Genomic DNA, 26,522 nt, shown 5'->3' with positions numbered 1-26,522 from the left:
CGGGGTCGGGCGGTACGGAGGTTCAGGCGGCGGGCTGGAGCAGGTCCCAGCGGTTGCCGTACAGGTCCTGGAAGACGGCGACCGAGCCGTACGGCTCGTGGCGCGGCTCCTCAAGGAAGGTGACACCCGCGGCGAGCATGCGGGCGTGGTCGCGGGCGAAGTCCTCGGTGTGCAGGAAGAAGCCGACGCGGCCGCCGGTCTGGTCACCGATCCGGCCGCGCTGGTCCTCGCCCTTGGCGCGGGCGAGCAGCAGGCCGGTGCCGGAGCCGTCCGTTACGGGCGGCGTCACGACGACCCAGCGGGAGCCGTCGGGGCGGGGCGTGTCCTCGACGAGGCGGAAGCCCAGGGCTTCGGTGTAGAAGCGGATCGCCTCGTCGTAGTCGTCGACGACGAGGGTGACCAGGGCGATACGGCTCATCGGGGGCGCTCCGTGCGGTTCCGTTCGACGGGATGTTGACGGGTGAGGTTATACGTAAAACGTCGCTCGCGCCAGTCGCCCGCCTGACCCGTCCCTCAGCGGGCCTCCTCGCCCTGCGCCACCTCCACCCGATGGTGGACGTCGATCATCGAGGTGGCCGAGGCGGCGAAGGAGAGCACCGCGCAGGCGATCAGCAGAGCGGCGAGTCCGCAGGCTGCCGTGCGGTGGGTGACGCGCGGGGCCGCGAGGAGGGCCTGGACGCGCTGTGGGACCGGGCCGGTGGTGGCGCCGGGGACGAAGTCCGGGCGCCGGGAGCGGGCCGACTGTCCGGCGAGGGCCGCACGGGCGATGGCGCGGGCGATCAGGCGCCGGTCACCGACGACGGTGGCGGCGGCCTCGTCGGCCGCGCGTTCTGCCGCGAGCCGGATCGCGTCGCGGACGGGTCCGAGCGCCGGGTGGCAGCGGGCGGCGAGTTCGGCGGCCACGAGGAAGTAGTGGTGGCCGCCCGCGTTGTGCGCCCGCTCGTGCGCGAACAGTGCCTCGCGCTCGGCGGCGTCGAGGCTGCGCAGCATCCCGGTGGTGACGACGATGCGGTGCGGTCGCCCGGGCAGGGCGTAGGCGTCCGGGTGCGCGGAGTCGAGCACGCAGAGGTCACCGGCGACGGGCCCGCACCCGGCCTGGGTACGGGCGGCGCGGAAGGCCCGCGACTGGTGCAGCGCCCACCGGGTCAGCGTCCAGGTACAGACGGCCAGGGCACCGGCGGACAGCACGGCCGCCGGCGGGACGAGACCGCCGTAGGAGGTGCGCAGTGGGTGGATCAGTTCGCCGAGCGACGCGAACAGCGGGAGCCGGAGCAGGCCGGTCAGGACGAACGCGCCGAGTGCGGCGAGGGTGCAGCCCGCCGCGGTCACCGCGGTGCCGGTGAGGAGCCACAGGGCGGTGACCGGTGTGAGCCGCTCCAGAGCGCGCCGGGCCATGGGCCGCAGCGCGAACGGCAGCACGAGCGGGAGGAGCAGGAGGGCGATCATCGGTCACCGGATTTCATCGCACCCAGCATTCCACGCCCCACGGCGACCGCACTACTGCTCACCGGATTCGAGGAGGTCGCGCAGGACGCGCTCGTCGTCGGGGCTGAGCTGGGCGACGAAGCGGGCGAGCACGGTCTCCCGGTCGCCGTCCCGGTCGAGCTCGGTGTGCATGCGGCGGGCGGTGAGGCCCTGCGCGTCCTGGACCGGGAAGTAGGCGTAGCCGCGGCCCTGGCGCAGGCGGTCGACGACGCCCTTGTCGTGCAGCCGGGTCAGGATCGTCGTCACCGTGGTGCGGGCCAGGCCCGTGCCGAGGCTCAGCTGCACCTCTCCTGGGGTCTGCGGGTCGCCGGCGGCCCAGAGGGCGGCCATGACGGTGGCCTCCAGCTCACCCGCCGGTCGGCGTTCGTCCTTCGCGTCGGCCATGGGAACGATCCTCACCCCGTCCTCGTCTACAGTTCAGTAGACCGTCTACAGGATTGTAGTCACTCGGGTGCCGTGTCGTCACCGCATCTGTGTGCCCATTCCCGTCCGCCCATTATGGAAGGGACCGTCCACGATGACCGCAGGGCTTCGCACACTCATTCCCCCGCGCGTGTCGACGAGCCTCCAGGCGATACCGGCGTTCCGTCTCCGCCCAGGTCCTACGACGGAAGAGCGCCACGATGTGTCCCCGATCCACCAGGAATCAGCCCCGCCCGCCCGGCCTGCTGCGCCGACACCTCGGACAGGCCGTCGCCGTCACGTATGCCGCGGCGGCGTTGCTGCCCGGCCCCGGCCTGTGGCTCCGGCACCCGCATGCGACAGGCATCTCCGAACTGCCCCTCAAAACCCCGCAGTTGCTCCTCGCGCTGGTGCTGTTCGGCGCCGGTCTCCAGGTGCCGCTGCGTGAGCTGCGGCTGCTGGTACGGCACCCCGTCGCTCTGCTCGCCGGCCTCGCGCTGCACATCCTGGTGCCGCTGCTGATCGTCCCCGGGGTGGCCCTCGCGCTGCGTCTTTCGCCGGACCACGACGGCGGCAGCGGCATGATCGCCGCGATGATCCTCGTGGTCGCCATGCCCGTGGCGGCCGGCGCGACCGTGTGGACCGCGAAGGGGGACGGCGACCAGCCCACGGCCGTCGGCCTGGTGCTCGCCTCCACCCTGGTCAGCCCACTGACCGTCCCGCTCACCCTGGCAGTCCTGTGTCCGCTCCTCCAGGGTGACTACGCGGGCCGGCTGGACATGGCCGGACAGGCGGCCGGGAACACCTTCGCCCTGACCTCCGTGGTACTGCCCTGCGCAGCGGGCATCCTCTGCCGGCTCACGCTGCCCCCGAGCGCACTGGGTGTGCTTCTCCGCACAGCCGTGCCCGCCGCCCTCCCGGGTTCGCTGCTGCTGACGTATGTCAACGCGAGCGGTGTGCTCGGGCCGTTCCTGCGCCATCCGCGCCCGGTCCTGCTGCTGGCCGCACTCGCCGTCGCCGCGACGGTGTGCGGGCTGTCCTTCACGCTGGGGCGGCTGGCCTCGCGGGTGCTGCGCCTCGACGCCCGGTCGGGCGCTTCGGTGACGCTGGCCTGCGGGATGAACAACAGCAGCGCGAGCGCGGTGCTGATCACGACAACCCTGCCCGACCGCCCGCACATCCTGCTGCCGGTGCTGGCGTACGGGCTGCTGCAGAAGGTGGCCGCCGGGCGGGTGGTGCGCATGGGTCGGGAAGCGGAGGTGAGAACCGCGTCCGGGTGACGGACGGAGGGGCCGGAGCGGCCCTCCGTCCGGGGCGTGACAGGCTGGTGATCGTGTCGAGGCCGCCCTGGCACACTCCCCCATCGAGCACCACCGTACAGGAGTTGAGCGTCATGTCCTCCGAGCTGCCGAAGTCGACCGGAGCCCCGGCCCGTCAGAACGTCACGTTTCCCAGCGCCGGGGGCACCGCCCACGGCTATCTCGCGCTGCCGCCGTCCGGGAGCGGGCCGGGTGTGATCGTCATCCAGGAGTGGTGGGGCCTGACCGACCACATCGCGAACGTGGCGGACCGGCTCGCGCAGGAGGGCTTCGTGGCGTTCGCCCCGGACCTGTACGGCGGGAACGTGGCGCACGAGAGCGACGAGGCCCTGCGGATGATGCGGGCGCTCCCGGTCGCCCGCGGTGTCGAACTGCTCTCCGGCGCCGTCGACCATCTGCTGTCCCTGCCCGAGGTCACCTCGGACACGGTCGGCGCGGTCGGCTTCTGCATGGGCGGCGGCTTCGTCCTGTACCTGGCCGCGGCCGACCCGAGGGTGAGCGCGGCGGTGCCGTTCTACGGAGTGATCCAGGGCGAGTTCCCCGACTTCTCCGGGCTGAAGGCCCAAATCCTCGGCCACTACGGCGAGTTGGACGAGAGCATCCCCGCGAAGAGCCTCGACGCCCTGCGCGAGACCGTCGAGCGGCAGTCCGGCATCACCGCGGACCTGCGCCTCTACCCGGCGAACCACGCCTTCTTCAACGACGGCCGCCCGGTCTACGACGCCGACTCGGCTGCCCGCGCCTGGGCGAGCACGGTCCCCTTCCTGCACGCCCGACTGGGCTGACACCACGGCGACTTGCCCACCCGCCTCACTGCGCTGACGCCACGGCGCCTCGGTCCGAGGTCCTACGACCCCGGCCCGAGGCGCCGCGCGGGCGCCGCCGGTAGCGTCCCGGGCATGAAGATCGCCGTGCCGCCCCGCAGCCCCGAGGAGCGCAGGCGTGACGTACTGGCGCGGCTGGAGCGGGAGTTGGACATCTGGGTGGCCTCGGCGGACACCGACGGGCTGCCCTGTCTGGTCGCGCTGTGGTTCGTCTGGGACGGGGAGGCCGTGTGGCTGTGCACCCGGCCCACGAACCCCACGGGCCGCAATCTGAGCGACGGACGGCGGACCCGGCTGGCCTTCGCGGACACCCGGGACGTCGTGCTCATCGACGGCGAGGCCACGGCCTTCACCGCCGAGGACGTCCCGGTCGCCGCTGCCGCCGCCTTCGACGCGAAGTACGGCTGGGATCCCCGCCAGGACCGTGCGCCCTACTCCTTCTTCCGGATACGGCCGCTCGCCGTCCAGGCGTGGCACGAGGTGCGCGAGCTGCCCAAGCGCCATCTGATGCGGGACGGCGTCTGGCTGGTGTGAGCCCGACCCTGGTTCAACCGGCCTTCCTGTGCAGGTCGTTGAGCCCGGCCAGTTCGTCGTCGGTCAGGCGGATCGCGCCCACCGCGACATTCTCGGCGAGATGGTCGGGGTTGCCCGTGCCGGGGATGGCGAGAACGTGCGGTCCCTGGGCCAGGGTCCAGGCCAGGCGGATCTGGGCGGGGCTGGTGTCGTGGGCCTCAGCAACGGCCAGGACCGCGTCGTCGTGAGCCGTGGTCGCGCTCCTGGCGCCCCCCGCGCCCGCGATGGCGAAGAACGGCACGAACGCGATGCCCTGTTCGCCGCAGATCCGCAGCATGTCGTCGGTCTCGGCGCGGTACGAGTCGAGCGCGAACCGGTTCTGCACGCTCACCACCGGGGCGATCTCCTGCGCCTCGGCGAGGTGCCGGGGCTCGATGTCGGAGAGCGCGAGGTGCCGTACCAGGCCCTCCTGCTGGAGTTCGGCGAGCGCGCCGAAGTGCTCGGCGATCGAGTCCTGTCCCATACGGCGCAGATAGACCACGTCGAGCCGGTCGCGCCCGAGCTGGCGCAGGTTCTCCTCGACATGGCCGCGCAGTTCGTCGGGGCGTGCCGGGCTGCCCCACTCCCCCGAGTAGGTGCGGAAGGGGCCGACCTTCGTGGCGATCACGAGGTCGTCGGGGTAGGGGGCGAGCGCGGTGTTGATGAGCTCGTTGGCCGACCGCAGCGTCGAGAAGTAGAAGGCGGCCGTGTCGATGTGATTCACACCGAGCTCAACCGCCTTGCGCAGCACGGCGATCGAGCGGTCACGGTCACTGGGCGTGCCGAGGTTGAAGGCGGCGCTGCCCGTCAGCCGCATCGCGCCGAAGCCGATGCGGTTGACGGGCAGGTCGCCGAGTTTCCAGGTGCCCGCGGCTGCGGCGGTGATCTTCGCGGAGGTCATCAGCGGAGTTTCGCACACACGCGCGGCGCGGCCACCCGCACTTTACGGATATGTGTAGGTGTTCAGGCTGTCGACGGCCGAGGCGGGGTTGCCGAGGTCGTAGCGGTCCACGGCGAGGAAGTTGGGCTTCTTGCGGGCGGCCGGCTGGCAGAACCGCTGGGCCCGGTCCAGGATCTTGGTGTTGTCGGTCTGTGCCGTCCCGGCGATGGTGGCGTCACGGAAGTGGTTCATGACGAACAGCGGGCGGAATCCCGAATAGGTCTGTGTGAGCGGCACGTTGAGGTCACTGCCGTACCAGCGGCTGTAGCAGGACCAGTCGGAGGAGCTCGCGCCGGAGCCCATGGACCAGTAGTTCTCGACGGTCCACTCGCGCTGGTACATCACTCCGAAGCTGTCCCGGGTCAGTCCGGCGGACTGGTCGGAGGCGCGGCTGTGGTCGGTGAAGATCAGCAGGCGGTGGTTGGCAGCGATCAGGTCGGCCATCTTCGGCCAGCCGTTCTGCTGCACTCCGGTCTGGTCGGGGCGGTACAGCACGTCGTACAGGCCGTTGACGCGGGCGAGTTCGCTGCGCAGGACGGTCGGGTCGACGTAGTCCTCCAGGAAGACGGTGACGAACTGGTCGGTGTGCGCCTTGAGGAAGTCCACGATGCGCTGGAGGTCGACGTTCAGGGCGACCGGGCTGCTGACCAGGGTGCAGCTGTCGTGGCAGAGGATCGCGCCGTCGGGGGTCTGGTGGATGTCCAGCATGAACCCCCGTACGCCGTCGGAGAGTTGCTGGTTGAGGCCGCGGGCCTGGTTGGGGAAGAAGTTCACGAAGGGCGGGGCGAAGCCGCCGTCGACCCCGTTGGCGTAGGCGTTGTGCGCGGTGAGGAACGTGACCTGGTCCAGGGTGCGTTGGTCCTGGGCGGGGATCGGCCTGGTGGGTGAGGTGATCGGGGTCAGGTACCAGGAGGCGAGGCTGCCGGAGGAGCCGATGGCGAGCTGGGCCGGGTAGTTGGCGCCGGAGGGCTTGGCGGCCACGGTCAAGTAGCTTGCCGTTCCCGGGACTTGGAGCGTGTACTGGTCGCCGCCGGTCGCGGTGATCTGCCAGGCGGCGTCGGCGCTCGTGCAGGCGACGGTCTTCGCCTGGGCGCCCGAGCGGCCGAGGCAGCTGCCTGCCGTGTCGGTGCTCTCCAGGACGTACGAGGATCCGCTCGCCTTGAGGTTCCACTGCTGGTGGTCCTCGTTGCCCTTGGGGTTGTGCTGCTCCACCGCTCCCCCCTTGTCGGCCGCGTTGAGCCCGGTGGTGGCGCTCTGGACGTAGTAGGTGCCGGGGGCCGGGACCGCGTCGGCGGCGCCGGCCGGTGGTGAGACGAGCGTCGCGGCCAGCGCTGCGGTGATGGCGAACAGGGCGTGGGGGGTTCGCATGGGTGCCCTTCGGTTGAGTGTGGTCAGGCTCATGACACCGGAAAGGTGATCGGGCCACACCCAAGCGCCTCTGGTCTGAACCAGTCAAGAGGGAGGAACGGTCCGCGGAATGAACGGCGAAGGACCGGAAACGGTCAGCGCGTTTTCCTCAACTCCCGCCAGGCCAGGTAGTGATCGACCAGAGTCTCCTCCAACGGCCGGTAGTGGATGTCCAGTTCCTCCACTCCGCGCCGGTTGTCGACCGTGAACCTGATCCCGAGGTGCTTGCGGATGTAGTCCTGGGTGAGCCCGAACGCGGGGCCCAGGATGCGCACCGGCCAGTGCGGGAGGCCGTGTGCGGGCAGCCGGTAGTTGCGCGGGAAGTGCTGTCGCAGGGCGCGTGACATGTCGAGGAAGGACGCCATCCGGCTCGCGGCGACGATGTAACGGCCGTGCGCGTCGGGGCGTTCGGCCGCCGCGATGTGCGCGCTCGCCACGTCCCGCACGTCGGCGACGGTGAAGCTGAAGTCGGGTGCCCCGTAGAAGAAGTAGCCCTTGAACAGTTCGTCGAGGAGAAAGAGGCTGCCGGAGTCCGAGGCCGGGGTGAGTGAAGGCCCCAGGATCAGGCCGGGGTTGACGGAGACCATGCGCCAGCGGTCCTGCGCGTGCGCCGCGTCCCAGGCGGCGCGTTCGGCGACGGTCTTGGCGTAGTGGTACGGGTTGTTCTCGACCGTGCTGGTGGTGTTGACGTAGTCCTCGGAGAGGATCTCGTCCTTCATCTCCCGTACGTCGGCGTAGTCCCCGAAGATCGCGCCGACCGTCGAGGTGAACACCAACTTCTCGACGGTGGGCGTGCGTTCGATGCCCGCGAGGACGTTCCGGGTGCCGGTGAGCGCGGGTTCGACGACGTCCCTCCGACCGTCCTTGATCTTCTCCGGCATCAGGAACGGCGAGGCGACATGGAACACGACCCGGCAGCCGTCCATCGCCGCGTCGAAGGAGCCCTCGGCGAGCAGATCGGCCTCGAACAGCTCGAGCGCGCCCGGGAATTGGTCCTGCATCGCCCGCAGCGGCGCGACCTTCGCCTCGTTGCCGAGGGACCGCACAGTGGTGTGCACCCGGTAGCCGCGCTCCAGCAGTTGCCGGACCAGATGGCTGCCGACGAATCCGCTGCCGCCGGTCACCAACACCGTCCCGCCGCCGACACTCATCCCTGGCTCCGATCACCCGTGGCATCCAGCGCGCACGCTACAACGGTGATCGGTCCCGGGTCAGCGGTTCGGCCGCTACGGCTCTCAACTCCCGCTTCCCGTATAGGCGGCCGTGGTCCGGTCGGCGGACGCGCGGGCCACCGCCTCGTCCTCACCGCTCTCGACGTTGGCCGCGTACCAGGCCTCGCTGCTCAGCGTGACGAAGCGGCGGCCCTCCTCGGACGCCAGCCAGGCCATGGCGTCCTCGGGCTTCACGGGACTGGCGCCCGAAAGATTGCCGTCCAGCCCCAGGAGGATCGAGTCCCAGCCGACGCCCACCGCGCCGGGCCCGAACTCGGCCCACTTGGTGTCGTCGACGTGGGCGATGTGCTCCAACTCGAAGCGGGTCCCGTCGCCCTCGGGCGTCAACCGCAGCTCGATCCAGCTGACTTCACCACCGAACTCCCAGGTCGCGAAGAAGCTGTTGGGCGGATCGCAGCGCTCGATCGTGCCACCCGCGTTGCCCTGCAACTGGTACTTGCCGCCCACCTGCAACTCGCCGGTGACCGGCAGGAACCAGCGCGGGATGCGCTCGGGGTTGGTGCAGGCGTCCCACACGTCCTCGGGCGGTGAGTCGTAGGACTGGGCGATGGTGATCACGCGGGCCTCGCCCGCCTGGAAGTCACGGCGGCCGACCCGGCGGGTCACGGAGTTGATCTGGTGGGTCACGTCGATCACGGGGTGCTCCTCGGGGTGTCGTCACCGGCCTCGCGGAGCCGGCGCTCACGCTTACCCCGGGCCAACTCGGTTGCCAGGGCGTCCAGATGCGGGGTCCAGTAGCGGCGGAACCGGTCGAGCCAGGCGTCGATGTCCCGCAGCGGCTCGGAGTTCACCGCGTACAGGCGGCGGGTGCCGTCCGGCCGTACCGTCGCGAATCCGTTCTCCCGCAGCACCTTCAGATGCTGGGAGACCGCTGGCTGCGATATCCCGAACTCCCGCCGGACGACATCGCTGACCGTCCCGGCGGGCTGCTCACCCTCGGCGAGCAGCTCCAGGATGCGGCGGCGCACGGGGTCTCCGAGCACATCGAAAGCGTGCATGAGCACCAAAGTATCACCAGTCGCTTATATAAGCGACTGGTGATACATGAGGGTGGCGGGTCAGGCCAGCGGCTTCTCCAGCAGCGCCTTGCGGTGGCTGAACGTCTCGATGGAGTAGCGGCCGTGATAGTTGCCCATGCCGCTCTCCCCCACACCACCGAACGGCAGGTCGGAGACGGTGAGATGGGCGAGCGGAAGGCCGTAGCCGACGGCACCGGAGGACGTCTCGGCAGCGATCCGGGCACGGGTGTCGTCGGAGTCGGTGAAGACGTACAGCGCGAGGGGCTTGTCGCGGTCGTTGATGAAGTCGATGGCCGCGTCGATCCCGGGGACGGTGACGATCGGCAGGATCGGGCCGAAGATCTCCTCCGCCATGACGGGCGCCTTGGGATCGACATCGGCGAGAACCGTCGGCGCGATGTACTTGTCGTCGCGGTCGCTGCGTCCGCCGACGACGACCCGGCCGGAGTCGAGCAGTCCGGCGAGCCGGTCGAAGTGGCGTTCGTTGACGATCCGGCCGTACTCGCCGGAGGTCTGCGGGTCGGCGCCGTAGACCTTCTCGACGGCGGACACCAGCAGAGGTTCAAGCGCGGCGGCGGTCTCCGGGTCGGTGAGGACGTAGTCGGGGGCGACGCAGGTCTGGCCGGCGTTGAGGAACTTTCCGCGCGCCAACCGGTCGGCCACGACGGCGAGATCGGCGTCGCGGTCGACGAACGCCGGTGATTTGCCGCCGAGTTCGAGGGCGACCGGGGTCAAGTGCTCGGCGGCGGCGCGCAGGACGATGCGGCCGACGGCGCCGTTGCCGGTGTAGAAGATGTGGTCGAAGTGCTCGGCGAGCAGGGCCGTGGTCTCGGGGATGCCACCCTCGACGACGGCGACCGCGTCGGTGTCGAGGTAGGCGGGCAGCAGCCGGGCGATGGCGGCGGAGGTGGCCGGGGCCATCTCGCTGGGCTTGACGACCACCGCGTTGCCCGAGGCCAGCGCGCCGACGACCGGGGTCAGCAGGAGCTGCACCGGGTAGTTCCAGGGAGCGATCACGAGGACGACGCCGAGCGGGTCGTACTGCGTCCAGGCGGTCGCGTCCGTGCCGAGGTGGGCCGGTACGGGGGCCGACTCGGGGCGCAGCCACTCCTCGAGGTGGTCGAGGGTGTGGTCGATCTCGCGGATCGCGAAGCCGATCTCGGTGCGCTGGGCCTCGGCGGCGCTCTTGCCGAGGTCGGCGCGGAGGGCCGCGGCGAGGTCGTCGCCGTGCTCCGTGAGCAGGTCGCGGAGGCGGTGGAGCTGCGCGGTGCGCCACTCGACGGGCTTGGTGCGGCCGGTGCGGAAGGTGGCGCGCAGCCGGGCCACGACGTCGGCGGGCTGCTCGGGGCTGGACTGGTTCACGGTGCCTCGCTGCTGGTGCGTGGGAGCTCTCTACGGACAGGTGTATATAGCAACCATTCATACACCGGGAAAAATTCCGGTGGGAACATGGTCACCTCCCACATGACGGCTGTCACATCCGCACGAGCTCCCGGCAACGGCGTTCCAGGTAACCGCGTTCCGCCGCGCTCTCCGTGCGGGCGACGGCCGCCTGGTACGCCGCGACCGCCTCCGTGTGCCGGCCAAGGCGGCGCAGCAGATCGGCGCGTACCGCGTGCAGCACGTGGTAGTCGTCGAGGTCCAGCGCGTCCACGAGGTCGAGGGCCTTGCGCGGGCCGTCCACCTCGGCGACGGCGACGGCCCGGTTGAGGGCGACGACCGGGCTCGGCGCGACGGTCATGAGCTGGTCGTAGAGCTGGAGGATCTGCCCCCAGTCCGTCGCGTCCGCCGCCGGCGCGTCGCTGTGCACGGCGTTGATCGCGGCCTGGATCTGGTAGGGCCCGGGGTTGTTCAGCCGCAGGCACCGCCGGACGAGTGACTGGCCGTCGGCGATCAGTTCCCGGTCCCACCGGTCGCGGTCCTGCTCGGGCAGCGGCACCAGCTCGCCGTCGGCACCCTCCCGGGCGGCCCGGCGCGATTCGACGAGCAGCATCAGCGCGAGCAGGCCGGTGACCTCGGGCTCGTCCTGCATCAGCTCGGAGAGCAGGCAGCCGAGGCGCAGGGCCTCGGCGCACAGTTCGGGCGAGTCGGTGTAGCCCTCGTTGAAGATCAGGTAGACGACCGCCAGCACGCCCTTGAGCCGGTCGGGGAGGTCGGCGTCGCGGGGCACCCGGTACGGGATCTTCGCGTCGCGGATCTTGGCCTTGGCGCGGACCAGGCGCTGGGCCATCGTCGGTTCCGGCACCAGGAAGGCGCGGGCGATCCGGGCGGTGGTGAGCCCGCCGAGCAGCCGCAGGGTGAGCGCGACCTGTGCCTGGGTGGCGAGCGCGGGGTGGCAGCAGGTGAAGATCAGGCGGAGCCGGTCGTCGCGCACGGGTCCCTCCTCGGCGGGCGCGTCGGAGGCCTGCAGCAGGGCGGCCTCGCTGTGCCGGGCCTCCCTGGAGGACTCACGGCGCAGCCGGTCGATCGCGCGGTTGCGGGCGGTCGTGATGATCCACCCGGCCGGACTCGGCGGCACACCGGTCTCCGGCCATTTCTGTACGGCCGTGGTGAAGGCGTCCTGGACCGCTTCCTCGGCGAGGTCGATGTCGCCGAGGAAGCGGACCAGGACGGAGACCGCGCGCCCGTACTCGGCACGGAAGACGGCCTCGATGTCGGCGTCGAACGCCATCAGTCCTCGGACGTGTTCATGAAGGGGCGCACCTCCACGGGCAGGGTGGTGGCCCAGGTCGCCCGCTTGCCCCACTCCAGGGCAGCGTCCAGGTCGGCCACCTTGATCAGGCAGAGGCCGCCCAGATATTCCTTGCCCTCGGCGTACGGGCCGTCGGTGATGAGCACCTCGCCGTCCTTGGGGCGCAGCACGGTGGCCGTCTCCGGGCCGTGCAGTCCGCCGGCGAAGACCCAGGCACCGGCGGCCTGGAGTTCGTCGTGGAAGATCTCCAGCTTGCGACCGATCTCCGCCATCTCCTCGGGCGAGGGCATCTGTCCGTCGGTCGGCGTGATCACACTGAGCAGGTAGTGCTGCATGGTGTCCTCCATGGCGCAGGGGGCTGTCGGGGGTGCTTTCACCTCCTACACGAACGCCATGTTCCCGGATCGACAGCGCGCCTCAGGAAACCGGCAGGATTTTCTCCGCGGGTTCGTCCCTGGTCTCTTCCGCGGGCTCCTGGTCCAGGGCCGCGGTGAGTCTCGCCAGCAGTCGTACGAGGTCGCCGTGGTCGTCGATCGCGTCGAGCAGGCGGGTCTGGTCGGCGAGGAGGCGGTGCGCGGCACGCTGGTGGAGGGTGCGGCCCCGCGCGGTGAGGTGGAGCAGGACGCGGCGGCGGTCGGCCCGGTCGGGGCGGCGGTAGACGAGGTTGTCGGCGACCATCCGGTCCACCAGCTTGGTCAGGCTCGGCGCGGGCATCAGGACCTGGTCGGCGATCTCGGTCATCGGATGTCCCTTGCCGTCCGCGATGACCGACAGGACGCGCCACTGCTCGACCGAGCAGTCCTCCTCGGCCAGTACGGCGGCCATGCGCAGGCCCAGTCGCCGCTCGGCGTGACTCAGCAGGTGGGCGAGGCCCGGCGACGGTACGGACGACATTGCCGCTGTCCTTCCGGTAGGTCTACTGTGCGGTTCAGATTACGAGCCTCTGCGAGGGCGCCGGGGCCGGGCCCGGTTTCCGTGCCCTCATGCCCTCACGGAGGTGGTCTGGTGCGTTCCCTGCCGCCCGGGCGGATCAGCGGCCCGGTCAGGACTCTGGTCGTGGCGCTGGTCGTCCCGCTGCGAGGTCCTGCGGGCGTCTTCGGCCCGTCCTGCGAACTGGCCGCGCAGCTCGCCGTGGAGGAACTCAACGCCGCCGGCGGGGTGTTGGGCCGCGAGGTCCGGCTGATCGTGGTGGACGGCGGCGCCCCGGCGGAGCAAGTGGCCGCCGAGGTCGAGGTGTTGGTGTCGATGCGCGCGGTCGACGCGGTGATCGGCTGGCACACCTCGGTGGTCCGCAAGGCGCTGGTGCCGCGTATCGCGGGCCGGGTGCCGTACGTCTACACCGCGCAGTACGAGGGCGGCGAGCGCACGCCCGGCGTGTTCCTGACCGGCGAGACCGACGCGGCCCAACTCCTGCCCGCCATGCGCCTGTTGGCGGAGGAGACGGGTGCGCGGCGCTGGTGCACGGTGGGCAACGACTACGTGTGGCCGCGCGTCACCGCACGGGCCGCCCGCCGCTACGCCCGGGAGTGCGGCGGCCGGGTGCGCGACGAGGTCTTCGTCCCGCTGGGCACGTACGAGTTCGGCCCGGTCCTGCGCCGCGTCGAGCGGTGCGAGGCGGACGCCGTCCTGATGCTGCTGGTCGGCGACGACGCGGCGCGCTTCAACAGGGCGTTCGCCGCCCACGGGTTGCACCAGCGCTGTCTGCGGCTGAGCACCCACATGGACGAGAACATCCTGCTGGCCACCGGCGCGGAGGCCACCGAGGGACTGTGGGCGGCGGCCGGCTACTTCGAGACCCTCGCCACTGCCGAAAGCCTTGATTTCAGCGGGCGTTACGCGGCCCGCTTCGGCGTGGAGGCACCCGTCGTGGGCAGCCTCGGCGAGTCGTGCTTCGAGGGCGTACGGCTGCTGGCGGCACTGGCGGAGCGGGCGCGGTCGCTCGATGTGGGCGCCATGTGCGCGCTCGGCGGCACGGTTTCCTACGAGGGACCGAGAGGCGTACTGCGCCTGCACGGCAATCACCTCCGCCAACGGCTGTATCTGGCGCGGGCGGACGCCTTCGACTTCGACATCGTCGCCCAACTCTGACCTCCCCCACCTGCCAGGACCGAGGCTACCTTCCCGCAGGAATAGTTTCCACAGGAAGTATCAATTAAATCTACGCGCGTCGCCAAAAGAATTTTGAAAGGTCTCTCATTTAAAGCGTCCGAAACGGCCGGGAAACAATTCGGCGTGACTCTTCCGTCCAACTCCCCCGGGCCGTCCGGGAGATGACCCACACCCGTGGAAGAGGGAAGTGTCGTGACGGAGATCGTCGACAAAGAGGCGCCGGCAACGGTTGCCGGACGGACCTACAACGACTGGGCGCAGAACGACACGCTGGAGGACTACTCGCTGCGCTACGCGCCGAAGTCCTTCCGGCGCTGGACGCCGTACGTGGTGGCCACCACCGCTCTCGGCGGCATCGCGTACCTCGCCGACTTCGCCATCGGCGGCTCGATCGCGATCTCGAACGGCTTCTCCAGCGCCATGGTGGCGATCCTGGCGGCGGCGGTGACGATCTTCCTCACCGGCATCCCGATCTCGTACTACTCGGCCAAGTACTCGATCGACATGGACCTGTTGACCCGGGGCGCCGGCTTCGGCTACCTCGGCTCGACCCTCACGTCGGTCATCTACGCCAGCTTCACCTTCATCTTCTTCGCCCTCGAAGGCTCGATCATGGCCCAGGCACTGGACCTGGGCCTTCACATCCCCCTGGCCGTCGGCTACTTGATCTGCTCGCTGATCATCCTGCCGCTGGTGATCTACGGCATGACCGCGCTCTCCAAGATGCAGGTGTGGACCCAGCCGGTGTGGCTGGTCCTGATGGTCGCGCCGTTCGTGTCCATCGCCATCCAGGAGCCGGGCAAGTTCTCGCAGTTCACGCACTTCGCGGGCAACTCCCCCACCGGGTCGAGCATCAGCATGCTCGGCGTCGGCGCGGGTGCCGGTGTGGCGCTGTCGCTCATCGCGCAGATCGGTGAGCAGGTCGACTATCTGCGCTTCATGCCCGACAAGACCCCGCAGAACGCCAAGAAGTGGTGGGGCGCGGTGCTCTCCGCCGGTCCCGGCTGGGTGATCCTCGGTGCGGCCAAGCAGATGGGCGGCGCCTTCCTCGCCTTCTACATCGCCGGCAGCGTGGGTCTGGCCAAGGCCAACGAGCCCATCCAGCAGTACGTGCACGGCTTCAAGACCTTCGCCGCCCCGGTCGCCCTGGGCCTGGCCACGTTCTTCGTGATCCTCTCCCAGATAAAGATCAACTCGACGAACGCGTACTCCGGTTCGCTGTCCTGGTCGAACTTCTTCTCCCGGCTGACACACCGTCACCCGGGCCGCGTGGTCTACATCTTCCTCAACGTCGGCATCGCCCTGGCCCTGATGGAGGGCGGCGTCTTCGGCTTCCTCAACACGGTCCTCGGCTTCTACTCCAACGTGGCGATCGCCTGGATCGGCGCGGTGGTCGCCGACCTGGTCATCAACAAGCCGCTCAAACTCAGCCCGTCCTACATCGAGTTCAAGCGCGCGCACCTCTACAACTTCAACCCGGTCGGCTTCGGCTCGATGCTCATCGCGTCCGCCGTCTCCATCGCCGCGTACTTCGAGGCCTTCGGCGACTACGGCAAGGCGTACTCCCCCTTCATCGCCCTGTTCCTCGCGATGGTCCTCTCGCCCCTGTTCGCGTACCTCACCAAGGGCAAGTACTACATCGCCCGCCTCGACGACCTGGAGGAGCCGCTGCTGGGCCCCGACGGGCTGCCCTCGGCCGTGGAGCTGACCTGCACGGTCTGCAAGACGGACTTCGAGCGCCCGGACGTGGCGAACTGCCCCTTCCACTCGGGCGCGATCTGCTCCCTCTGCTGCTCCCTGGAGAAGGACTGCCACGACTCCTGCAAGAGCGGCCCCGGCGCCACCGGCCCGGTCGACCTCGCGATGCCCGCCGTACGCACGGCCGACTGACCACCGCGTCGTCCCCAACGCTCCGGCCCGCGTCCCACGACTCGGGCCGGAGCGTCGCGCGTGGCCGACCCGGCCGATCGGGAGAATCACCCGCATGACCTCCCACGATCTCGTCACCCGCGCCCGACGACTGGCGGACGACCTCCTCGCCCCGCACGCCGAACAGGTCGACCAGGAGGGCGTCCCGGCGACCCACATCGAGGCGATCAAACAGTCCGGCCTCCTGGGCGTCAGCGCCCCCGTGGCCTACGGCGGCTCGGCGGCACCCGGCGCGGTGGCGAGGGAGACGGCGGAGATCCTGGCCGGGGCGTGCTGCTCCACATGGTTCGTGCAGACGCAGCACCACACACCTGTCATGACGCTGGCGAAGAGCGAACTGCCGGTGCGGGAGAGGCTGTTGGGCCCGCTGTCGCGAGGCGAGCTGATGTCCGGGGTGGCGTACGCGCATCTGCGGGCGTACCCGCGCATCCCCGTGCGGGTGTCGCGGGAGCGGGGCGGCCGGCGGTTCGACGGGACGGTGCCCTGGTACACGGGCTGGGGCCTGAACGACGTGATGCTGCTCGCGGGGGTGACGGACGCGGACGAGGCCTTGTTCGCGTTCGCCGAGGCGCGGGAACAGCCCGGTCTGCGCCCCTCAACTCCGATGCGGCTGGCGGCACTTGGCGCCTCCCGGACCGTGTCGCTGGAGCTGGACGGCCTGTGGCTCCCCGAGGAGGCGGTGGCGCTGCGCGTGCCGTACGCGGAGTGGGCGAAGACGGACCGCCCGAAGCCGACGAACGCGTCACCGGCGGTGTTCGGAGTCGCGGCGGCGGCGCTCGCCCTGCTCGACGACGACACCGCCGACCCGCTCCGCGCCCGCCTCGACGAGGTACGTGAACAGGCCTACTCGCTGGCCGAACACCCGGTGCCGCACGAGTACTTGGCCGAGCGGCTGGCGCTCAGGACCCAGGCGTACGAGGTGCTGATGACGGCCACGACGGCGGCCGTGGTGGCCGGGGGCGGCAGATCCCTGTCCTTGACGAGCAAGGCCCAACGCCTCGCGCGCGAGGCCCTGTTCCTGCTGGTCCAGGGCCAGACGGCGGAGTCGAGAGCTGCCCACTTGAAAGCGCTGGCCGACGCGTAATTCGCTTGACCCGGTCACGGAGCGGCGCTGCACTGTGACGGGGCATCACGGGGCGTGGTGCCGGTACCTCTGGGAGGCAGCGACAGTGGTGGAGATCCGTCCCACGACCGACGAGGACCTCGACGCCTTCGTCGACACGCTCCATGCCGCGTTCGCGAACTTCCGGGAGACCCCGACCGATGGCGGCGGTCTCTGGTGGTCGGCGCTGGAAATGGACCGCTGTCTGCTCGCCACGACGGCGGACGGACGGGCCGTCGGCACCGCCGGCGCCTACTCCTTCGAGCTCACCCTTCCCGGCGAGACCGTCGTCCCGGTCAGCGGGGTGACCGCCGTCGGTGTCCTGCCCTCGCACCGGCGCCAGGGTGTGCTCAGCGCGATGATGCGCCACCAGCTCACCGAGCTGCGCGCCCGCGGCGAGTCCCTCTCCGTGCTGCTGGCCTCAGAGGCCCTGATCTACCGCAGGTTCGGGTACGGGCCGGCCACCTACACCCAGCGCCTGACGGTGCCGCGCCACCGGGCCGCCCTCGCCCTCCCCCGGGCGGGCGACACCGCCGACGGCTCGGCGTCCGGCTCGGTCGAGCTGCTGCGTCGTGCCGAGTGCGGCGAGATCCTGGAGGAGGTCTACGACCGCTACCGCCGCGCACAGCCCGGCGCGCTGTCCCGGCCGCACCGCTGGTGGGCCGTGGGCGCGGGGCAGCCCCCGATCTCTCCGAAGCCTCGCTACGTCGCCGTCCACCGGGACGCCGACGGGGTCCCGGACGGCTACGCCAGCTATGCGCTCGGAGACTCCCGAACCCTGACCGTGGACGAGACCATCGCCGCCGATGACGCCGTCTTCACGGCTCTGGCCAGGTTCGTGCTCGGCCACGACCTGGTCGGTCAGGTCGTGTTCAAGCAGTTCCCGCCCGGCCATCCGCTGCGCTGGCAGCTCGCGGACTTCCGCGCCGGAGAGGTCAGCGGCGACACCGACTGGCTCTGGGTGCGACTGCTGGACGTCCCGCGTGCGCTGACCGAGCGCGGCTGGTCCATGGACGGGGAGCTCGTCCTCGACGTGGACGACCCCTTCCTCGATGAGCACGGCCGCTATCTGCTGACCGTCCGGGACGGCAAGGCCGACTGCGTCCTCACGGGCCGGACGCCCGATCTGTCCATGGACATCAGCGACTTGGGCTCGGTCTATCTCGGCGGCACCGCCCCGAGCACGCTCGTGCGGGCCGGACACATCCGGGCCCACCGCCCGGGCGCGCCCGCCCTCGCCGACGCGCTCTTCCGGGCGGATCGCTCCCCGCACTGTCTGCACTGGTTCTGACCACGACTCAGCTCGCGAACGGCACCTGCGCCTCGGCGGGCCGCTGCCCGCCGGCCGGGTGCCGCCAGATTCCCTCCGCGGCCAGCCTCGGCAGCACCCCTTCCCCGAACCAGTACGCCTCCTCCAGGTGCGGATACCCGGAGAGCACGAACTCCTCGATCCCCAGGGCCGCGTACTCCTTGATCCGCTCGGCGACCTCCTCGTGGCTGCCGACCAACGCCGTCCCGGCCCCGCCCCGGACCAGCCCGATCCCGGCCCACAGGTTGGGGTGGATCTCCAGCCCGTCCCGGCTGCCCCCGTGCAGGGCCAGCATCCGCTGCTGCCCCTCGGACTCGCTCCGGGCAAGCCCCGCCTGTACGGACTTCACGGTCTCGGCGTCGAACCCGTCGAGCAGCCGGTTCGCCTCGGCCCAGGCCTCCGCCGACGTGTCACGCGTGATCACATGCAGCCGGATACCGAACCGCAGCGTCCGCCCCTCCTTCGCCGCCAGCCCCCTGATCCACGCGATCTTCTCGGCGACCTGGGCGGGCGGCTCGCCCCAAGTGAGGTACACATCCACGTACTTGGCCGCGATCTCGCCCGCGATCGGCGACGATCCCCCGAAGTACACCTCGGGCACCGGCTCCGGCAGCCGCGCCAGCTTCGCGTCCTCGACCCGCAGATGCTCACCGGCCAGGTCGACGCTCTTGCCCTCCCACAACTCCCGTACGATCCCCAGGAATTCGCCGGTACGGCGATAACGGTCGTCCTTGTCGAGGAAGTCCCCGTAGGCCCGCTGTTCGTGGCTCTCGCCGCCGGTGACGACGTTGAGCAACAGCCGTCCGCCGGTCTGGCGTTGGAACGTGGACGCCATCTGCGCGGCGAGTGTCGGGGAGACGAAACCCGGCCGGAAGGCGACCAGGAACTTCAGGCGTTCGGTGTGCTGGCTGACCATGGCGGTGGTCAGCCACGCGTCCTCGCACCAGGCGCCGGTGGGCGTGAGGGCGCCCACGAACCCCAGGTCCTCGGCCGCGCGGGCGATCTGGCTCAGATAGGCGACCGTCGGCGGCCGGTCCCGTCCGGAGGCGGTGGCGGGGGTGCCGTGACCGCCTCCGACGACATGGCGGCTGTCCCCGTTGGTGGGGAGGAACCAGTGGAAGGTGAGGGACACGTGGGGTCTCCGATCCGGACTGTCCTGAAGGGGGTTAGAGGAGGCCGTGGCGGGGTGGCCTGGTGCCGTTGAGCACATACCTGCCGATGTGCTGGATCTTCCAGCGCGCCGGGTCGTGCAGGGTGTGGGTGCGGGCGTCCCGCCAATGCCGGTGCAGGTTCAGCGAGTTGAGGGCGGAGCGGGTTCCGGACACCTCGAACAGGGCGCCCGCCACCTCCACGGCCGTCTGCGCCGCGTGCACCTTGGCCGCCGCCACCGCGATGGAGGCCTCCGCCGCCGAGTCGTCGGTCAGGTCGGCGCGCGCCGCGTCCACGGCCCGGGCCGCCTGGATCAGCAGGGCCTCGGACGCCCGTACCTGGACGGCGAGTTCGCCGAACCGCTGGATCAGCAGCGGGTCCTCGGCAGCGGTCTCCAGCCCGCTCTCGAACCACGGGCGGCTCTTCGTCCGGACGAACTCGGCCGCTTCCGCCAGCGCGCCGCCGGCGATTCCGGCGTCGATGGCCGCGTGCAGCAACTGGGCGACGGCGCCGTGGAGTTGGGGGCCCTCGAAGGTGAGGTGGTGGGGCAGGACCCGGTCCGCCGGGACGGAGACCGCCTCCAGGCGGACCGTGCCGCTGGCCGTCGTGCGCTGTCCCATCCCGTCCCAGTCGTCGACGACCGTGACGCCCTCGGCGTCGCTCGGGACGTAGGCGACATGCAGGTTGTCGTTCTCGGTGCGGGCGAGGACGGGGATCCAGTCGGCGAAGAGGGCGCCGGTGGAGTAGTGCTTGACGCCGGTCAGGGTGTACGAGCCGTCTGGCCGGCGGGTCAGCCGGGTGCGGATGTCCTGGACGTGTTTGGTGCCGGCCTCCGACTGTGCGTTGCCGAAGCGGCGGCCCGCGAGGAGTTCGGTGAAGAAGAACTTCCGCTGGTCCGGAGTGCCCTGACGGCGGATCACATTGACGTAGGCGAAGTGGCTCTGCGGGATCTGGGCGAGGCTGCCGTCGGCGGAGCCGAGCAGGCGGAAGATCTCGGCGAGGGTCCGAGAGCTCACGTCGGCGCCGCCGTACTCCGCGGGTACGGTGACGGCGAGCAGCCCGGAGTCGGAGAGCCGGTCCAACTCGGCGCGCGGGAGCCTGCGTTCGCTGTCGCGGGCGGAGGCTCCGGCGCGGAACTCGTCGGCGAGCGCGGCGGCGAGGACGAGGGCCTCGGCGTCGTCGGCGATCACGTGGGCGGTCCCGCCGGTGCTCTCGGGGTCGGTCATGGTGGTCAGCTCGCCGCCGCCAGGAGCGGGGTGCGGCCGAGGGCCGCCGAGAACTGGTCCACCACCTGGGTGAGGGCCTCGTCGGTGGCCGGAGCGACGGTGAGCGAGCCGTCCTCGTGGGCGGTGATGTCCTTGTCGAGGGTGAACCAGCCCTGGACTATGTGGGCCGCGCCCATGGAGTTCAGCACCGGGCGGAGCGCGTAGTCGATGGCCAGCACATGTGCGGTGGACCCACCGGTGGCGAGCGGCAGCACGGTCTTGCCGGTGAGGGCGTACTGCGGGAGCAGGTCGAGCAGCGCCTTGAGGACTCCGGAGTAGGAGGCCTTGTAGACGGGGGTGCCGACGACCACTCCGTCGGCGAGGGCGAACAGTTCGGTCGCCTCGACGATCGCCGGGTGCCGGAAGTCCGCGCCGAGCAGGGCCTCGGCGGGGATGGTGCGCACGTCGAGCGGGATCACCTCGTGTCCCTGGGCGATCAGCCGCTTGTCCAGGTGGCGAAGGAGCCGGTTGGTGCGGGAGGAGGCGGAGGGGCTGCCGGAGACGGACAGGACGGTGGCCATGGGTCCTCTTTCTGGTCTGCTGCGGGGGCGATCAGGCGTGCACGGAGACGGACTCGGCCTCGGCGTCGGGGAGTTGGGCCTCCAGTTCGCGGACCAGGGGCAGTACCCGCTTGCCGAAGTACTCGACCTCCTCGTGGTAGTGCAGGAAGCCCAGCAGGAGAAGGTCGACGCCCAGCTTCCGGTAGGCGACGATCCGTTCGGCGATCTGCTCCGGCGTGCCGATGAGCCCCGTACGGAAGCCGTCGTTGTACTGCACCAGGTCTTCGAACGTGGAGTCCTGCCACATGCCCTTGCCGTCGGCCGAGGACTGCCCGGCCTGCTTCACCGCGGCCCCGAAGCCTTCTACGGCTTCCCGGTCGGCCTTGGCGACGATCTCGCGGAGGGTGTCGCGGGCCTCGGCCTCGGTGTCGCGGGCGATGAGGAAGCCGTTGAGGCCGAACTTCGGTGCGGTGCGGCCGACTTGGGCCGCCGAGTGGCGTACGTCGGCGATCTGCTCGGAGACGCCGTCGAAGTCCTTGCCGTTGGAGAAGTACCAGTCGGAGACCCGGCCGGCCATCGCGCGGGCGGCGGTGGAGTTGCCGCCCTGGAAGATCTCGGGGTGCGGTCGCTCAAGGGTGTTGAGGGGCTTGGGCTTGAGGGAGAAGTCGCGCAACCGGTAGAAGTCCCCGGCGAGTTCGGTGTGGTCCTCGGTCCAGATCTGGCGCAGGGCCTGGATGAACTCCTCGGAGCGGCGGTAGCGCTCGTCGTGCTCCAGCCAGGGCTCGCCGAGCGCGGTGAACTCGCCCTTGAACCAGCCGGAGACGACGTTGACGGCGAAGCGGCCGCCCGACAAGTGGTCGGCGGTGGCGCCGAGTTTGGCGAGGACGCCCGGGTGCCACAGGCCGGGGTGGACGGCGGCGATGACCTTCAGGCGCTGGGTGGCGAGGAGGAGGGCGAGGCTGAAGCTGGTCGACTCGTGTTGGAACTCGGCGCCGTAGCTGGCCATGTAGCGGACCTGGCTGAGCGCGTACTCGAAGCCGTTGTTCTCGGCGAGGACGGCGAGTTCGCGGTTGTACTCGTAGCCCCAGTCGGTACGTTGCTCGATCTTGCTGGTGACGAGTCCCCCGCTGACGTTGGGGACCCAGTAGGCGAATTTCACGGGCTCTGCGGGCATGGCGAACTCCTGTTGCGGAATGCGATTCCGGGCACGCCGAATCCGGCCGGAGCGATATCCGGCGAATTTCTGGCGGAGGCGGAAGGAGGGCGGCGGATCGGGAGTGAGAAGGGGGGATCAGGCCGCGGTGCAACAGGAGGCGCTGGAGACGCGCGCGAGGTCGACGTGGCGTCGCCGCGTGAGGTCCAGTCGCATCTTCATGCCTTCGATCGTGGCAGCCGCCCGCGATGACCGTCAAGGAAAACCCGACCGGTCTCGTATCGCGGACCATTGAATTTCACGAAGGTGTGACAGGTAAACCCTTGAACGGCCCGCCGAATCGGCCGCATTCTGCGGGCATGCGGACCGAACAGCTGGAATACATCGCGGCCGTGACCCGGCTCGGCTCACTGCGCCGGGCCGCCGACGAACTGCGCCTGTCGCAGCCCGCGTTGAGCGAGACAGTGAGGAATCTCGAACGCGAACTCGGGGTCGACCTCCTGGAGCGCAAAAGGACCGGCGCGACGATGAGCGCGGCGGGCCGGGAGCTGCTGCCGAAGATCGTCGATGTGCTGGACGCGGTGGACCGGCTGCGGGCGGCGGCGGGCGAGCGGCACCGGATCAGTCGCATGGTGCGGGTGGGCACGGTGAACGCGGCGACCGTGCCGCTGCTGCTGCCCGTCGTCCGCGAGTTCCGCGCCTCGCATCCGCTCACCCAGGTCGAGGTCGTCGGCGCGCAGCAGACGGACATCCATCGGGCGCTGGCGGAGGGCGGTTTCGATCTCGGGCTGGTCAACCACCTCGACGGTGACGACATGCCGGCCGAGTTCGAGTCCACCGAGCTGCTGTCCGGGCTGCCGGTGGTGTGCGTGCGCCCCGACAGCCCGCTGGCGGCCCGGCCGACCGTCACTGTGGACGACCTACTCACCGAGCCGCTGATCGGTATGCGCTCCGGCTATGTGATGCACCGCTATGTGCACCGGCTGCTCAATGGGCGCGGGCCCGCTTTCGCCTACTCGACCGATGGCGCCGAGATGGGGAAGCTCATGGTCGCGGAGGGACTAGGAGCGACGGTCCTGCCCGACTTCAGCGTCGTCGGGGACCCGCTGGAGCGCCTCGGTGCGATCACCTACCGGCCGATCGCCGGTGACACCGCCCGGGTGCTGCTGATGCTGCGCCGCCGCTGCGCGGAGTCCGTGCCGCAGGCGGCCGGGGATCTGTACGAGGCGTTCGTGCGCCGGGCACGCGAGCTGGGCGGAACACAGCCCTGAGGGCCGTACGGTCAGTCCTCGTCGCCCACCGGGACGACCACGAGGAACGCGTCGGACTTCAGGTCCATGACGACCCGGGCGGGCTGACCCTCGGCGCGGCGCCGGGCCGCGAACTCCTCGGCGGGCCATGATCCGCGCGGGGCTCCCGCCGGAAACCGCTCCAACACCTTCGCGCCCATGTCCGCAGACACCTCCAGCATCGCCCTTCGGCTCCCCACCGGGACCGTCGTATCCATGCGCCTGCCCCCGATCGGCGTGGACATGCACATCACCGCGGCGCCGAGGGCACGTACGCCGGTCGGGTGACAGCCGCATCCGCCGGGCGGGCCCGGCCGGAAGCACCTCACGACCGCCTGTTCCCGTCTCCCGGAGTCCGCACCATGAACGTCTCGGTCGTCCTGTTCACCTCGGACCTGCGTCTGCACGACCATCCCGCGCTGCGGGCGGCCGACGGCGCCCGCCAGGTGGTCCCCCTGTTCGTGCGCGACCGGGGTGTCGCGGAGGCCGGGTTCGCCGCCCCCAACCGGCTGGCGTTCCTCGCCGACTGTCTGCGCGATCTCGACGCGGGCCTGCGCGAGCGGGGCGGCCGGCTGGTGGTCCGCTCCGGAGACGTCGTCGGCGAGGTGTGCAAGGTGGCCGCCGAGACCGACGCGGACGAGGTGCACATGGCGGCCGACGTGAGCGGCTACGCCCAGCGGCGCGAGCAGCGGCTGCGGCGGGCGCTGGAGGCGGAGGGGCGACGGCTGCACGTCCACGACACCGTGACCACGGCCGTCGCCCCCGGCGCGGTGACCCCCGCCTCCTCGGACCACTTCGCGGTCTTCACGCCGTACTTCCGCCAGTGGTCCGGGGTCCACCTGCGCGCCCCGCTCGCGGCGCCGCGCACCGTGCGGGTCCCGGAGGGTGTCGGTTCCGAGGAGCTGCCGTCCCGCGCCGGTGTCGTAGGCCTTTCGCCGGGTCTGGCGACCGGCGGGGAGACCGAGGGGCGCAGGGAGTTGAGCCGTTGGCTGCGCAGCGGGATCGCCGCGTACGAGGACATCCACGACGACCTGGCCGCGGACGCGACCTCCCACCTCTCCCCGCATCTGCACTTCGGCACTCTCTCCCCCGTCGAACTCGTCCACCGGGCACGGCGGTTGGCCGGTCCGGGCGCCGAGGCGTTCGTACGGCAGCTCGCGTGGCGGGACTTCCACCGGCAGGTCCTGGCGGCCAGGCCGGTGGCCGCGAGCGCCGACTACCGTACGAAACACGACCGTTGGCGGTCCGAGACCACGGCGCGTGCGGACATCGCGGCCTGGAAGGAGGGCCGTACCGGCTATCCGCTGATCGACGCGGCGATGCGCCAACTGCGCCACCAGGGCTGGATGCACAACCGGGGACGGCTGCTGACGGCGAGCTTCCTCACCAAGACGCTGTACGTCGACTGGCGGGTCGGCGCCCGGCACTTCCTCGATCTGCTGGTCGACGGCGATGTGGCGAACAACCAGCTCAACTGGCAGTGGATGGCGGGCACCGGCACCGACTCCCGCCCCAACCGCGTGCTCAATCCGGTCACTCAGGCCAAGCGGCACGACCCGGACGGCACCTACGTCCGCCGCTGGGTGCCCGAACTCGCCGAGGTGGAAGGACCGTTGGTGCACGAGCCGTGGAAACTCAAGGGACTTGAGCGGGTCGCGCTCGGCGACTACCCGGATCCGATCGTCGAACTCGCCGACGGGCTGGCGCGGTTCCGGCGAGGACGGTCAGGGGACTGAGGCCTCGTAGGCGGCCGACAGAAGGTCCACGGCGTCGGTGAGTGTGGCCGGCCGTACCGCGTTCCGCGCCGAGGTGCCGGACCAGCCGGGACCGGCCAGCACCACCGAGGGCTGTCGCCGGGCCCCCTTCACTCCCCAGCGGATGTCGGCGACCTGCCGGGCCAGCGGCGGGCTCGCCGTCGAGCGCGCCTGGGCCCACAGGACGACGGCCGCAGGTCCCAGCCTCCGTACCGCCGCGGTGAGTGCCTCGGCAGGTACGGCGGCGCCGAACATCCTTGTGGGCAGGGCGAGTTCACCCAGTGCGGCGTTGAGCGCCTCGATCGGCAGGGTGTGCTGTTCACCGGGTACACAGGCCAGGACGACGGGTGGAGCGTCCGGCTGTCGGCCCGGAGTGGGGGTGTGGCGGCGCAGGGCGGTGGAGACCTGCCAGGACAGCAGATGCTCGACCTCGACGTAACGGTCCCCGGACGAGGCCCACTTGCGTCCCACCGCGTGCAGGGTCGGCACCATCACCTCCTGCCAGGCGACGACCACGCCGTACCGGTCGACGGCGTCGGCGAGTCGGCGTTCGACGGCCGGTGAGTCGAGCCGGACGGCGGCGCGGGCGAGACCCCGGCACTCCTGGCGCACATCGCCGAGCGGCAGGGTGCCGGGCGCCCGCGAGCGGCCGGAGGTCCGGGCCGGGCGCTCCGCGTGGGCACCGGCCGCTTCCAGGGCCGCTTGAGCCGCCTCGGCCGGGGGCACGCCCGACGAGGTCAGGCGGCACATCTCCTCCAGCAGTGCCACGTCACGTGGGGTCCAGCGCCGGTGCCGTCCCTCGGCGCGGACGGCGGGCCCGATGCCGTAGCGCTGCTCCCAGGACCTCAGCGTGGTGGGTGCCACGCCCAGTCGGCGGGCCAACGCGCCGGTGGTCAGGGGGAGTTCGGCAGAGGAACGGTTCGGTGCGTCCCGGTCGGCGGGCGACTCGCTCATCCCGTGACTATACGACGCAGAATCGACGCGAGTTGATGAGCTTGATCCCCGGCTCCCAGGATGGACGAACCGGGGCATGTCCCGGCAGACATCCCCCACCGTCGTAGTGCCGAGCGGCCCGGGGCGGTCGCCGCCCG

The 26,522-nt window shown here is 70.8% G+C and carries 28 protein-coding genes and 1 pseudogene; 10 read left to right on the top strand and 19 right to left on the bottom strand.

The genetic code is table 11. The features are described 5' to 3' along the window. Positions 1 to 22: 22 nt before the first annotated feature. The 3 genes from SSP08S_RS18690 to SSP08S_RS18680 form a co-directional block, all read right to left on the bottom strand. The gene (locus SSP08S_RS18690; protein ID WP_019069139.1) at positions 23 to 418 is read right to left on the bottom strand and encodes a VOC family protein; all 396 of its coding nucleotides are present in this window, start codon (positions 416 to 418) and stop codon (positions 23 to 25) included. 95 nt (positions 419 to 513) lie between these two features. Beyond that, the gene (locus SSP08S_RS18685; protein WP_019069138.1) at positions 514 to 1,446 is read right to left on the bottom strand and encodes a M48 family metalloprotease; all 933 of its coding nucleotides are present in this window, start codon (positions 1,444 to 1,446) and stop codon (positions 514 to 516) included. A 51-nt stretch (positions 1,447 to 1,497) separates the two neighbouring features. Next, positions 1,498 to 1,869, bottom strand: a complete 372-nt coding sequence (locus SSP08S_RS18680) for a BlaI/MecI/CopY family transcriptional regulator (protein ID WP_019069137.1) — start codon at positions 1,867 to 1,869, stop codon at positions 1,498 to 1,500. Between the two features lie 239 nt (positions 1,870 to 2,108). Between SSP08S_RS18680 and SSP08S_RS18675 the strand changes: the two genes are divergently transcribed. From SSP08S_RS18675 to SSP08S_RS18665, 3 genes are all read left to right on the top strand, one after another. Beyond that, complete coding sequence (locus SSP08S_RS18675) at positions 2,109 to 3,167, top strand: bile acid:sodium symporter family protein (RefSeq protein ID WP_019069136.1); 1,059 nt, start codon at positions 2,109 to 2,111, stop codon at positions 3,165 to 3,167. Positions 3,168 to 3,280: 113 nt separating this feature from the next. Next, positions 3,281 to 3,991, top strand: a complete 711-nt coding sequence (locus tag SSP08S_RS18670) for a dienelactone hydrolase family protein (RefSeq protein WP_019069135.1) — start codon at positions 3,281 to 3,283, stop codon at positions 3,989 to 3,991. A 114-nt stretch (positions 3,992 to 4,105) separates the two neighbouring features. Further along, positions 4,106 to 4,564: a pyridoxamine 5'-phosphate oxidase family protein gene (locus SSP08S_RS18665; RefSeq protein WP_019069134.1), complete on the top strand. Its 459-nt coding sequence runs from the start codon at positions 4,106 to 4,108 to the stop codon at positions 4,562 to 4,564. 13 nt (positions 4,565 to 4,577) lie between these two features. Here the strand turns inward: SSP08S_RS18665 and SSP08S_RS18660 are convergent, their stop codons facing one another. From SSP08S_RS18660 to SSP08S_RS18620, 9 genes and pseudogenes are all read right to left on the bottom strand, one after another. Continuing rightward, the gene (locus SSP08S_RS18660) at positions 4,578 to 5,483 is read right to left on the bottom strand and encodes an aldo/keto reductase (protein ID WP_019069133.1); all 906 of its coding nucleotides are present in this window, start codon (positions 5,481 to 5,483) and stop codon (positions 4,578 to 4,580) included. Between the two features lie 42 nt (positions 5,484 to 5,525). After that, a complete protein-coding gene (locus SSP08S_RS18655) occupies positions 5,526 to 6,890 on the bottom strand; it encodes a phosphoinositide-specific phospholipase C-related protein (RefSeq protein WP_019069132.1) in 1,365 nt (454 codons plus the stop codon). Between the two features lie 134 nt (positions 6,891 to 7,024). Next, complete coding sequence (locus tag SSP08S_RS18650) at positions 7,025 to 8,080, bottom strand: NAD-dependent epimerase/dehydratase family protein (protein ID WP_019069131.1); 1,056 nt, start codon at positions 8,078 to 8,080, stop codon at positions 7,025 to 7,027. An 84-nt stretch (positions 8,081 to 8,164) separates the two neighbouring features. Then, complete coding sequence (locus SSP08S_RS18645) at positions 8,165 to 8,797, bottom strand: SRPBCC family protein (RefSeq protein ID WP_019069130.1); 633 nt, start codon at positions 8,795 to 8,797, stop codon at positions 8,165 to 8,167. After that, positions 8,794 to 9,159 (bottom strand): ArsR/SmtB family transcription factor, encoded by a 366-nt coding sequence (locus tag SSP08S_RS18640; protein WP_026178616.1) that lies wholly within the window; start codon positions 9,157 to 9,159, stop codon positions 8,794 to 8,796. The genes SSP08S_RS18645 and SSP08S_RS18640 overlap by 4 nt, the downstream gene beginning before the upstream one ends. A 60-nt stretch (positions 9,160 to 9,219) precedes the next feature. Beyond that, positions 9,220 to 10,551, bottom strand: a pseudogene (locus SSP08S_RS18635) (aldehyde dehydrogenase family protein); the annotation flags it as partial. Between the two features lie 103 nt (positions 10,552 to 10,654). Further along, complete coding sequence (locus SSP08S_RS18630; protein WP_019069127.1) at positions 10,655 to 11,851, bottom strand: RNA polymerase sigma factor; 1,197 nt, start codon at positions 11,849 to 11,851, stop codon at positions 10,655 to 10,657. Beyond that, a complete protein-coding gene (locus SSP08S_RS18625; RefSeq protein WP_026178615.1) occupies positions 11,851 to 12,207 on the bottom strand; it encodes a YciI family protein in 357 nt (118 codons plus the stop codon). The genes SSP08S_RS18630 and SSP08S_RS18625 overlap by 1 nt, the downstream gene beginning before the upstream one ends. 82 nt (positions 12,208 to 12,289) lie before the next feature. After that, entirely contained in the window at positions 12,290 to 12,766 is a 477-nt protein-coding gene (locus SSP08S_RS18620) for a MarR family winged helix-turn-helix transcriptional regulator (protein WP_019069125.1), read from the bottom strand. 111 nt (positions 12,767 to 12,877) lie between these two features. Between SSP08S_RS18620 and SSP08S_RS18615 the strand changes: the two genes are divergently transcribed. The 4 genes from SSP08S_RS18615 (at position 12,878) to SSP08S_RS18600 (ending at position 18,303) form a co-directional block, all read left to right on the top strand. Then, positions 12,878 to 13,960, top strand: coding sequence for a substrate-binding domain-containing protein (locus SSP08S_RS18615; RefSeq protein ID WP_019069124.1), 1,083 nt, complete (start codon positions 12,878 to 12,880; stop codon positions 13,958 to 13,960). Positions 13,961 to 14,173: 213 nt separating this feature from the next. Next, the gene (locus SSP08S_RS18610) at positions 14,174 to 15,871 is read left to right on the top strand and encodes a purine-cytosine permease family protein (RefSeq protein WP_019069123.1); all 1,698 of its coding nucleotides are present in this window, start codon (positions 14,174 to 14,176) and stop codon (positions 15,869 to 15,871) included. A 94-nt stretch (positions 15,872 to 15,965) separates the two neighbouring features. Continuing rightward, the gene (locus SSP08S_RS18605; RefSeq protein WP_019069122.1) at positions 15,966 to 16,994 is read left to right on the top strand and encodes an acyl-CoA dehydrogenase family protein; all 1,029 of its coding nucleotides are present in this window, start codon (positions 15,966 to 15,968) and stop codon (positions 16,992 to 16,994) included. 88 nt (positions 16,995 to 17,082) lie between these two features. Then, positions 17,083 to 18,303 (top strand): GNAT family N-acetyltransferase, encoded by a 1,221-nt coding sequence (locus SSP08S_RS18600; protein WP_026178613.1) that lies wholly within the window; start codon positions 17,083 to 17,085, stop codon positions 18,301 to 18,303. A gap of 7 nt (positions 18,304 to 18,310) precedes the next feature. Here the strand turns inward: SSP08S_RS18600 and SSP08S_RS18595 are convergent, their stop codons facing one another. The 5 genes from SSP08S_RS18595 to SSP08S_RS64510 form a co-directional block, all read right to left on the bottom strand. Beyond that, complete coding sequence (locus tag SSP08S_RS18595) at positions 18,311 to 19,453, bottom strand: LLM class flavin-dependent oxidoreductase (RefSeq protein WP_019069120.1); 1,143 nt, start codon at positions 19,451 to 19,453, stop codon at positions 18,311 to 18,313. Positions 19,454 to 19,487: 34 nt separating this feature from the next. After that, positions 19,488 to 20,696, bottom strand: coding sequence for an SfnB family sulfur acquisition oxidoreductase (locus SSP08S_RS18590; protein ID WP_019069119.1), 1,209 nt, complete (start codon positions 20,694 to 20,696; stop codon positions 19,488 to 19,490). 5 nt (positions 20,697 to 20,701) lie between these two features. Beyond that, on the bottom strand, positions 20,702 to 21,256 hold the full coding sequence (ssuE, locus tag SSP08S_RS18585) for an NADPH-dependent FMN reductase (RefSeq protein WP_019069118.1): 555 nt from the start codon (positions 21,254 to 21,256) through the stop codon (positions 20,702 to 20,704). Between the two features lie 31 nt (positions 21,257 to 21,287). Continuing rightward, positions 21,288 to 22,409: a dimethylsulfone monooxygenase SfnG gene (gene sfnG, locus SSP08S_RS18580; RefSeq protein WP_019069117.1), complete on the bottom strand. Its 1,122-nt coding sequence runs from the start codon at positions 22,407 to 22,409 to the stop codon at positions 21,288 to 21,290. Positions 22,410 to 22,526: 117 nt separating this feature from the next. Then, a complete protein-coding gene (locus SSP08S_RS64510) occupies positions 22,527 to 22,604 on the bottom strand; it encodes a putative leader peptide (RefSeq protein WP_351520955.1) in 78 nt (25 codons plus the stop codon). Between the two features lie 143 nt (positions 22,605 to 22,747). On the opposite strand from SSP08S_RS64510, the gene SSP08S_RS18575 reads away from it, so the two are divergent. Beyond that, the gene (locus tag SSP08S_RS18575; protein WP_019069116.1) at positions 22,748 to 23,659 is read left to right on the top strand and encodes a LysR family transcriptional regulator; all 912 of its coding nucleotides are present in this window, start codon (positions 22,748 to 22,750) and stop codon (positions 23,657 to 23,659) included. A gap of 11 nt (positions 23,660 to 23,670) precedes the next feature. On the opposite strand, the gene SSP08S_RS18570 is transcribed toward SSP08S_RS18575, so the two are convergent. After that, on the bottom strand, positions 23,671 to 23,838 hold the full coding sequence (locus tag SSP08S_RS18570) for a DUF8839 family protein (protein WP_199827269.1): 168 nt from the start codon (positions 23,836 to 23,838) through the stop codon (positions 23,671 to 23,673). On the opposite strand from SSP08S_RS18570, the gene SSP08S_RS64195 reads away from it, so the two are divergent. Then, complete coding sequence (locus SSP08S_RS64195; RefSeq protein ID WP_281176149.1) at positions 23,837 to 23,965, top strand: hypothetical protein; 129 nt, start codon at positions 23,837 to 23,839, stop codon at positions 23,963 to 23,965. The two genes, SSP08S_RS18570 and SSP08S_RS64195, sit on opposite strands and share 2 nt — an antisense overlap. Before the next feature lie 74 nt (positions 23,966 to 24,039). Then, positions 24,040 to 25,413: a cryptochrome/photolyase family protein gene (locus SSP08S_RS18565; protein WP_019069114.1), complete on the top strand. Its 1,374-nt coding sequence runs from the start codon at positions 24,040 to 24,042 to the stop codon at positions 25,411 to 25,413. On the opposite strand, the gene SSP08S_RS18560 is transcribed toward SSP08S_RS18565, so the two are convergent. Then, positions 25,402 to 26,385 (bottom strand): MerR family transcriptional regulator, encoded by a 984-nt coding sequence (locus tag SSP08S_RS18560; protein ID WP_019069113.1) that lies wholly within the window; start codon positions 26,383 to 26,385, stop codon positions 25,402 to 25,404. The genes SSP08S_RS18565 and SSP08S_RS18560 overlap by 12 nt on opposite strands. Positions 26,386 to 26,522 lie beyond the last annotated feature (137 nt).

Source organism: Streptomyces hokutonensis (assembly GCF_000376565.1).
Classification (GTDB): domain Bacteria; phylum Actinomycetota; class Actinomycetes; order Streptomycetales; family Streptomycetaceae; genus Streptomyces; species Streptomyces hokutonensis.
This window is presented reverse-complemented; position numbering and strand designations above follow the sequence as displayed.

Coding starts and splice junctions, on each gene's coding strand:
- SSP08S_RS18690 (WP_019069139.1), bottom strand. CDS start 418: ATGAGCCGTATCGCCCTGGTCACCCTCGTCGTCGACGACTACGACGAG.
- SSP08S_RS18685 (WP_019069138.1), bottom strand. CDS start 1,446: ATGATCGCCCTCCTGCTCCTCCCGCTCGTGCTGCCGTTCGCGCTGCGG.
- SSP08S_RS18680 (WP_019069137.1), bottom strand. CDS start 1,869: ATGGCCGACGCGAAGGACGAACGCCGACCGGCGGGTGAGCTGGAGGCC.
- SSP08S_RS18675 (WP_019069136.1), top strand. CDS start 2,109: ATGTGTCCCCGATCCACCAGGAATCAGCCCCGCCCGCCCGGCCTGCTG.
- SSP08S_RS18670 (WP_019069135.1), top strand. CDS start 3,281: ATGTCCTCCGAGCTGCCGAAGTCGACCGGAGCCCCGGCCCGTCAGAAC.
- SSP08S_RS18665 (WP_019069134.1), top strand. CDS start 4,106: ATGAAGATCGCCGTGCCGCCCCGCAGCCCCGAGGAGCGCAGGCGTGAC.
- SSP08S_RS18660 (WP_019069133.1), bottom strand. CDS start 5,483: ATGACCTCCGCGAAGATCACCGCCGCAGCCGCGGGCACCTGGAAACTC.
- SSP08S_RS18655 (WP_019069132.1), bottom strand. CDS start 6,890: ATGCGAACCCCCCACGCCCTGTTCGCCATCACCGCAGCGCTGGCCGCG.
- SSP08S_RS18650 (WP_019069131.1), bottom strand. CDS start 8,080: ATGAGTGTCGGCGGCGGGACGGTGTTGGTGACCGGCGGCAGCGGATTC.
- SSP08S_RS18640 (WP_026178616.1), bottom strand. CDS start 9,159: ATGCACGCTTTCGATGTGCTCGGAGACCCCGTGCGCCGCCGCATCCTG.
- SSP08S_RS18630 (WP_019069127.1), bottom strand. CDS start 11,851: ATGGCGTTCGACGCCGACATCGAGGCCGTCTTCCGTGCCGAGTACGGG.
- SSP08S_RS18625 (WP_026178615.1), bottom strand. CDS start 12,207: ATGCAGCACTACCTGCTCAGTGTGATCACGCCGACCGACGGACAGATG.
- SSP08S_RS18620 (WP_019069125.1), bottom strand. CDS start 12,766: ATGTCGTCCGTACCGTCGCCGGGCCTCGCCCACCTGCTGAGTCACGCC.
- SSP08S_RS18605 (WP_019069122.1), top strand. CDS start 15,966: ATGACCTCCCACGATCTCGTCACCCGCGCCCGACGACTGGCGGACGAC.
- SSP08S_RS18590 (WP_019069119.1), bottom strand. CDS start 20,696: ATGACCGACCCCGAGAGCACCGGCGGGACCGCCCACGTGATCGCCGAC.
- ssuE (WP_019069118.1), bottom strand. CDS start 21,256: ATGGCCACCGTCCTGTCCGTCTCCGGCAGCCCCTCCGCCTCCTCCCGC.
- sfnG (WP_019069117.1), bottom strand. CDS start 22,409: ATGCCCGCAGAGCCCGTGAAATTCGCCTACTGGGTCCCCAACGTCAGC.
- SSP08S_RS64510 (WP_351520955.1), bottom strand. CDS start 22,604: ATGCGACTGGACCTCACGCGGCGACGCCACGTCGACCTCGCGCGCGTC.
- SSP08S_RS18575 (WP_019069116.1), top strand. CDS start 22,748: ATGCGGACCGAACAGCTGGAATACATCGCGGCCGTGACCCGGCTCGGC.
- SSP08S_RS64195 (WP_281176149.1), top strand. CDS start 23,837: ATGTCCGCAGACACCTCCAGCATCGCCCTTCGGCTCCCCACCGGGACC.
- SSP08S_RS18570 (WP_199827269.1), bottom strand. CDS start 23,838: ATGGGCGCGAAGGTGTTGGAGCGGTTTCCGGCGGGAGCCCCGCGCGGA.
- SSP08S_RS18565 (WP_019069114.1), top strand. CDS start 24,040: ATGAACGTCTCGGTCGTCCTGTTCACCTCGGACCTGCGTCTGCACGAC.
- SSP08S_RS18560 (WP_019069113.1), bottom strand. CDS start 26,385: ATGAGCGAGTCGCCCGCCGACCGGGACGCACCGAACCGTTCCTCTGCC.